Source organism: Xanthomarina gelatinilytica, assembly GCF_000348685.1.
GTDB lineage: Bacteria > Bacteroidota > Bacteroidia > Flavobacteriales > Flavobacteriaceae > Xanthomarina > Xanthomarina gelatinilytica.
Map to the genome: position 1 here is coordinate 44,066 of NZ_ANLA01000018.1, position 6,762 is coordinate 50,827.

Below are 6,762 nucleotides of genomic sequence, written 5' to 3' on the forward strand. Positions count from 1 at the left end.
GGCAATCACTGAAGTGAGGTAGTTACTCTTTAGTTGCTAACTCTAGGGAACAAAGAAGCCACTTAAAACGGCTTATATGGAATCAACTTATGCAAAATTAAAGGCTTGTGCAACGGTTACCGGTGTTGTAAGTAGTGCTTTTTTAGTTCACTTACTTAATTTCAAAATCCGAAATGCTCCTTGAATTACCAATGCAAAAACAATTGTTCCGATAATCAAATCAGGTTTATTAGAACTCAAATAATGCACTAAAATTCCTGCAATAATTACTCCCAAATTGATAATCACGTCATTCGAAGTGAAAATCATACTCGCTTTCATATGTGCTTCTTCTTTGCTCTTTGACTTTTGCAAAATATAAAGACAAATTCCGTTTGCAATAAGTGCAAAAAGCGAAACTATAATCATTGTTGAAAAATCGGGAAGTTTCTCGTTTCCGAAAAATCTTCTCAAGACTTCTACAAATCCAATAATCGCAAGTATTATTTGAAAATATCCAGCAAGTTTGGCAATCCGTTTTTTCTTTATTACTGTTCCGCCAACCGCAAACAAACTAATTCCGTACACAAAACTGTCCGCAAGCATATCTAAACTATCGGCAACAAGTCCTATAGATTTTGAGATAATTCCTGTTGTCATTTCAATAATGAAAAAAGCAAAATTTATGGCAAGTACAGACCAAAGTAGTTTTTTCTGATTTTCGTTTTCTTTAAATTCCGTTTGGTCGGTTTGTTCCGTTGAGATTTTTTTTCCACCTAAATTCAATTCGATAACGGACTTTTCGATTTGGTCAATTTCTCCGCTGTGAAAAACGGTCAATTTTCGATTCGGAATATCAAAGTCCAAATTCGCAATGCTTGAAATTCCGTCCAATTTCATTCGGATAAGATTTTCCTCTGAAGGACAATCCATTTTGGTAATTTCAAATATTGTTTTATTCACTTGGTTTCTGGGTTTTTCGGCATTACTTACAACGGTTCGGGGCTTTGCGAGGGAGAGGGTTAGAAAGCACAAACTTTCAATTTAGCACCAACGTAGCAAAACCATTTTTTTATTTGCTAATTTACACTTTTCAAGCAAATAAAAAATGGTTTTTGCGGAATAGAAGCACAAAAGTTGAATTTAGCACTTAACCCGCTCTCTTGCAAAACCCTTGTTAGTGGCTGTGGCTTTTTGTTTACTCTTTATTTGATATATTTATCTATAAATCAAAAGATTAAAAAACTTTTGCATTTTCTCGAAATGTTAATTTTTTCAAAAAATATTTTCAGTATAAAAATATTTTTTAATTTTGTTGTTATAACAACAATTGTTTATGCAATCAATTTTAGAATATCAGGATTTTTACAGTCTGCTTACGGGCAGGACACCACAGGCATTTAATCGTGTTTTGAATAAGAATTTCAGACAGAACGGAGTAGAATTAACCAAGGAACAATGGTCTATTTTGGCTGTTTTGTGGGAAAATGACGGTTGTTCGCAACAGCATTTGGCAGATAAGAGCTTTCGGGATAGACCAAGCGTAACCCGTTTGATTGACAATATGGAAAAAGACGGTTTGGTCAAGCGAAAACCCGATGTAAACGACAGAAGGTCTAATTTGATTTTTCTGACAAAAAAAGGGAAGCAAATACAGGAAAAAGTTATGAATCTTGTCAAAGCTACCGTAGAAGAATCTATTAAAGGTATCAGTGTGGAAAATATATTGACAGTAAAAGAAGTGTTCCATAAAATATATCAAAATTTAGAGGTAAAATGAAAATTAAAAAATTACTGCCTATACTTGTCTGTTTTTTGGCTTTTGAAGGAAAGGCTCAAATTGATGTGAGTTCGTCTTTGCAGGAAGCAATTCAGGAAGCAATCGACAAAAACGCATCTATCCGAAACAAAGATTTGGAAGTGGAAAAAATCAGTACGGAAAAGAAAAGCGTTTGGAACAAATACATTCCGAAAGTAGAGGGTTCGGCAAATTATATGTATTTCGATACGAAAATAACGCTCGATTTACCAACAGGGAACATTCCGGTTATCAATCAGTCGGTTTTTGACGGAAAGCAATCGTTTGACAGTTACGGAAACGTACTGATGGGAAGCCTGATGGCAAAAACGGTTTTGTTCAGTGGCTTTCAAATCGAAAACGGAGCAAAGGCTTTGGAGCAAAAACGAATCGGAACGGCTTATCTTTCTGAGGCTGAAAAAGAAAATTTAATTAAAGAAGTGATTTATTCGTTTGACCAGGTCCATTTGCTGAACGAAGTCGAAAAATTACTGAATGACAGCGAAAAACGCTTGGCTACAGAAACCAAAAGAGTAGAAAGAGCTATCGAAGAAGGACTTGCCATTCCGTATGACAGGGACAAAATCAAATTGGCGAATCTCGAATTACAATCAAAAAAAATAGAACTTCAGGGAAAACGAAAAGTTCTTTACCAAAAGATAAATTACCTTACGGGATATTCAGAAAACCAAATCAATGAAGTGGAATATTTACTTGTTCCTTATGTGATTTCGGAAGATTTATCGGTTGAGAACAAACAGGAGCTTAAGGCTTTGGAATCGTTCAAAAAAGCATCGGATTATATGATTAAGAAAGAAAAAGGGAGTTATCTTCCTGTTTTTGGAGCATTCGGAGGTGTTACTTATACGAGCCTTTTTGACGCTACGATGATTACTCCCGAAATTCCAATGGTCAATTCCCGACTTTACGGAAGAATGAACGAATTTACGATGAGTCCGAATTGGATGGTAGGGCTTTCGATGAAATGGGAAATTTTCAGCGGATTTGAACGTAAGCACAAAATCCACGAAGCCAAGATAAATGCGGAACAGGTGCAAAATCAATTAGACGATACCAAGGAGAAATTTGCTTTGCTTTTGGAAAATAACCTGGCGAATTACAGGATTCAGAATAAGAAATACCAAATTGGTCTGGAACAGGAAAAAGTAGCTTCAAACAATCTGAATATGGCTGTAAGGCAATATCAGGAAGGGCTTATCAACATTTCTGAAAGATTGGAAGCAGAAAACGATTTGTTTAAAGCATCAACCAATAAAATTCAGATTTTAGTGGAGCAAAGGCTGTCCGCTTTAGAAACACTTTCCGTAACAGGAGAATTAACCAAAACCATTTTAAACTAACTTATTAAAAGCGATGAAAAAGATATATTTATTATTAGTTACAGTGATTTCCGTTATCGGTTGCAGTAAGCCGAAAACCGAGGTTATTCAGGGAAAAATCGAACGAGAGCAAATCGGAATCGTATCGAAAATTCCCGGAAAAATCATTGAAATCCGTATTCAGGAAGGAGATTTTGTGAGAAAAGGCGATACGCTTGCTATTTTGGACATTCCCGAAGTCGATGCCAAAAAAAGTCAGGCAGAGGGTGCTGTTCAGTCGGCAAAAGCCCAATATGATATGACTTTGAAAGGAGCTACGGACAATCAGCTCAAACAGCTAGAAGCCAAACAAAAAGCACTCAAAGAACAGTACGAACTGGCTCAAAAATCCATTAACCGATTGTCAAATATGCTTAAAGATTCGTTGGTTTCCCAACAGATGTATGATGAGGCTTTCGCTAAATATCAGGGGGCTCAATCGCAGTATCTGGCTGTTCAGGCTGAAATTTCGGACGTGAAATACGGAGCAAGAATCGAACAGCAAAAAATGGCATTGGGACAGCAGGAAAGGGCTTTGGGAGCTTTACAGGAAGTTTCGGTTGCGGATTCCGAGCGGTATATCATTGCTCCGCAGGATATGACGGTAGAGTCCATTACGCTTAAAGCAGGGGAGCTGGCACTTCCCGGTTATACCTTGATTAGCGGAACGATTTCGGAATCGACTTATTTCCGTTTTACGATTCCCGAAAGCCGACTTTCAAAGGTTCAGAAAGGACAGGAAGTAACCGTCAATATAGTCTATAACAAAAGTCAGGTTAAGGGAAAAATAACTTCGGTTAAGGCTTTGGGAGCTTATGCAAACATCGCAACGGCTTATCCCGATTACGAAATTCAGGAGAGTCTTTTTGAGATAAAAATCAGTCCGATTGATGTAGAACAAGCTAAAGATTTGTTTACGAAAACTACGGTTACTTTAGAACTGTTAAAATAAAAATCAAATGAAAAACTTTTTTTTGCTTATAAAAAGGGAATTCCGGTTGTTTTGGGATAACAGTGTGCTTCGGTTGCTTTTTATCGGGGCTCCGATTATGTACGGAATACTTTTAGGCTTTGTTTATCAGAAAGGAAAAGTTACCGATTTGCCTGTTGTGGTGGTTGATGAAGACCAAAGTCAGATGAGCCGAAAAGCCATCGAAATGATGAATGACAACGAGGTTCTGAATGTGGCTTTTATCCGATACGACCAAAACGATTTGGCCAAAATCGTAGCTGAAAACGATAACATTCCTGCGGTTGTGATTATTCCGAAAGATTTTGAGAAACAGGTAATGACCAAAAAATATCCCGAAGTGCTTACCATTGTAAATACTTCGAATGTTTTAACAGCCAATTATGCTTCGACAGCCATTCAGATTTGTTTAGGAACACTTAAAGCGGGAGTTCAGATTGAAGCTCTTAAAAAACAAGGAATGCCTGAAAGTGTGGCAATGTCGCAATATGAGCCGTTCAAAACCACATTTATTAAAAAATACAACCGAAGCACGAACTATATGTACTTTTTGTGGCCTGGCATTTTGGCAACGGTTTTACAACAGGTTTTGCTGTTAGGCTTGGCTTTGTCCTTTGCTTCGGAATATGAAAACGGAACGTTCAGAACATTGGTTTCGGAAAACAAATCACTACTTAAAATAATGGCAGTTAAGATAATTCCGTATCTGATAATGAGCTTTGGAATATGGATTTTGTATTATCTGTTTACGTTTTGGTTCAGGATTCCGTTTTATGAAAATCTAGGTGCTTTGACCTTTGTAGCGGGAATTTTCGTGTTGTCGGTATGCTTTATCGGGATATTAGTAAGCATATTGATTCCGAGTCAGCTCAAAGCAACCGAAATTCTTATGGTTATCGCCACTCCGAGCTTTATTTTGAGTGGATTTACGTGGCCGCTTTCGCAAATGCCCGATTGGGTTGTGGCTGTTGCAAACGTGATTCCGCTTACACATTTCTTACAGGCATTCAGAATTTTGCTGATAGAAGAAGGAACGTTGTCCCAATGTTCGGGTGCAATTTGGGCTATGATTTGGATTGGACTTGTTTGTGCGGTTTTGTCTTATGTAGCTTTGTATTTTAAAAGGAAAAAGGTGTTGAAGCAAGGTTGAATTTTGTACTGTAAAAAAATCCTGTGTGGTAGATTTTTATTATTTTTTTCTGTGTCAGGTTGTTATTTTTCAGCCGTTTAATTTCAGGGGTACGGTTGTTCTGCCATTGCCACTAACGTTGAGAATATGAGGCGTTGCCCTCACAAACCTTAATATAATGAATGAACAATTAAAATTAGTATAAACTTAAAAAAGACCACATAAGCAATGCCTTATATACATTGTGCCTGTTGCACAACTATTCAAATATAGTTTAAAATTTCAAGAATTGCCTGAAAGTTCTTATTTTTAGGAATGCAAGGAAAAAAAGAGTATCAAGAGAAATTATTCAACAGTTTTCAGTTAAGTGTTCGGGTACCGGAACACAATTTCACAGGGATCTTTTATGAAAGCCAGGCGACAAAGTACGGTAGAACCTGTATTTGGGACCCTCACCCAGTTTATGGGATTAAGAAAAGTGAATACCATAGGTATCAAGCAGGCCAATAAATGCATGCATCTCTCGGCAATGGCTTACAACCTTAAAAAGTATCTCAAGTTTATCCAAAAACGCACAAAAAGTGGGGCGGCAAGTCTACGCTTCGTTTTTTACCGTTTTAAGGCTGTTATAAACGTCATTTTAAGCCCATATCATCAACTTCAATTTACATTGTAACAGCTAGTAAAAAATAACAAACGCCCTTAAAATGGGCGTTTTTGTGTCATGTTTTTATAAAATCATGGGGTTGTGCAACGGTTACCGGTGTTGTGTGTAGTTTTTAATACATTATAGAATCTAATGGTTTTCCTAAATTATAATTCACAGTTTTTTCCAATTTTCCTGATTTATTGAAGTACTTAAATGTTCCATTATAGTAACCGTTTTTTGCTATTCCTTCAATTTTTTTATTTCCGTTTTTATAGTAAACAGTTACTTGACCATTGTGTTGGTCATTTACTTTAGTTGATATTTCTTCTAATTCTCCACTTTCATAATATCGTTTAATGTTAGCCGTGTTTTCATTATAAGTTAGTTCAGCCTCTATTTTTCCATTTGGATAGTAATTAATTTGTGTTCCATTTTTTTTCATGGATATAGTATCTAAATCAAAAAATTGTAGTAGTCTCAATTGACCATTTTCATAATAACTTTTACAACTGTCAATTAGCTCGCCATTCCAATATTCTCTTTCAGATTCCACATTTTTGTTTTTAAAGTATTTTACCATTGAGCCGTGAAATATGCCATCTTTAAGATTGTTTTTTTCTTCCAGATTTCCGTTTTCATAGTAATGTAACGATTCTCCATTGTGTTTACCATTAATAATGTTTACAGTACTTTTTAGATTTCCATTTTCCCAAAAATCTTCCCTCATGCCATTTAAGGTGTCGTTAACGTATTCTACAGTCTGCTTAATTGTTTTCCCATCTTTATAGTAGAATTTCCATTTGCCTTGATACATGTTGTAGGCTTCCCCTTTTTAGGACACCTCAAAGTTCGATAAAT

6 protein-coding genes and 1 pseudogene are annotated in these 6,762 nt (G+C 36.2%); 5 read left to right on the forward strand and 2 right to left on the reverse strand.

The annotated features are described in order from the left end of the window. Window positions 1-147 precede the first annotated feature (147 nt). Entirely contained in the window at window positions 148-942 is a 795-nt protein-coding gene (locus tag D778_RS11410; protein ID WP_007650804.1) for a cation efflux transmembrane domain-containing protein, read from the reverse strand. Between the two features lie 373 nt (window positions 943-1,315). Here D778_RS11410 and D778_RS11415 point away from each other — a divergent pair, with 373 nt between their 5' ends. The 5 genes and pseudogenes from D778_RS11415 to D778_RS14825 all read left to right on the forward strand — a co-directional run. Further along, the gene (locus D778_RS11415; RefSeq protein ID WP_040492296.1) at window positions 1,316-1,759 is read left to right on the forward strand and encodes a MarR family winged helix-turn-helix transcriptional regulator; all 444 of its coding nucleotides are present in this window, start codon (window positions 1,316-1,318) and stop codon (window positions 1,757-1,759) included. Next, on the forward strand, window positions 1,756-3,138 hold the full coding sequence (locus tag D778_RS11420) for a TolC family protein (protein WP_007650807.1): 1,383 nt from the start codon (window positions 1,756-1,758) through the stop codon (window positions 3,136-3,138). The genes D778_RS11415 and D778_RS11420 overlap by 4 nt, the downstream gene beginning before the upstream one ends. A gap of 13 nt (window positions 3,139-3,151) precedes the next feature. Next, window positions 3,152-4,108, forward strand: coding sequence for an HlyD family secretion protein (locus tag D778_RS11425; protein WP_007650808.1), 957 nt, complete (start codon window positions 3,152-3,154; stop codon window positions 4,106-4,108). A 7-nt stretch (window positions 4,109-4,115) separates the two neighbouring features. Further along, entirely contained in the window at window positions 4,116-5,276 is a 1,161-nt protein-coding gene (locus tag D778_RS11430) for an ABC transporter permease (RefSeq protein WP_007650809.1), read from the forward strand. Between the two features lie 373 nt (window positions 5,277-5,649). Next, window positions 5,650-5,931 (forward strand): annotated as a pseudogene (locus D778_RS14825) (transposase); the annotation flags it as partial. Between the two features lie 103 nt (window positions 5,932-6,034). On the opposite strand, the gene D778_RS11440 reads toward D778_RS14825, so the two are convergent. After that, window positions 6,035-6,718 carry a toxin-antitoxin system YwqK family antitoxin gene (locus D778_RS11440; RefSeq protein WP_007650812.1) on the reverse strand — a complete coding sequence of 228 codons (684 nt, stop codon included), beginning with the start codon at window positions 6,716-6,718 and terminating at the stop codon, window positions 6,035-6,037. Between the last annotated feature and the right edge of the window lie 44 nt (window positions 6,719-6,762).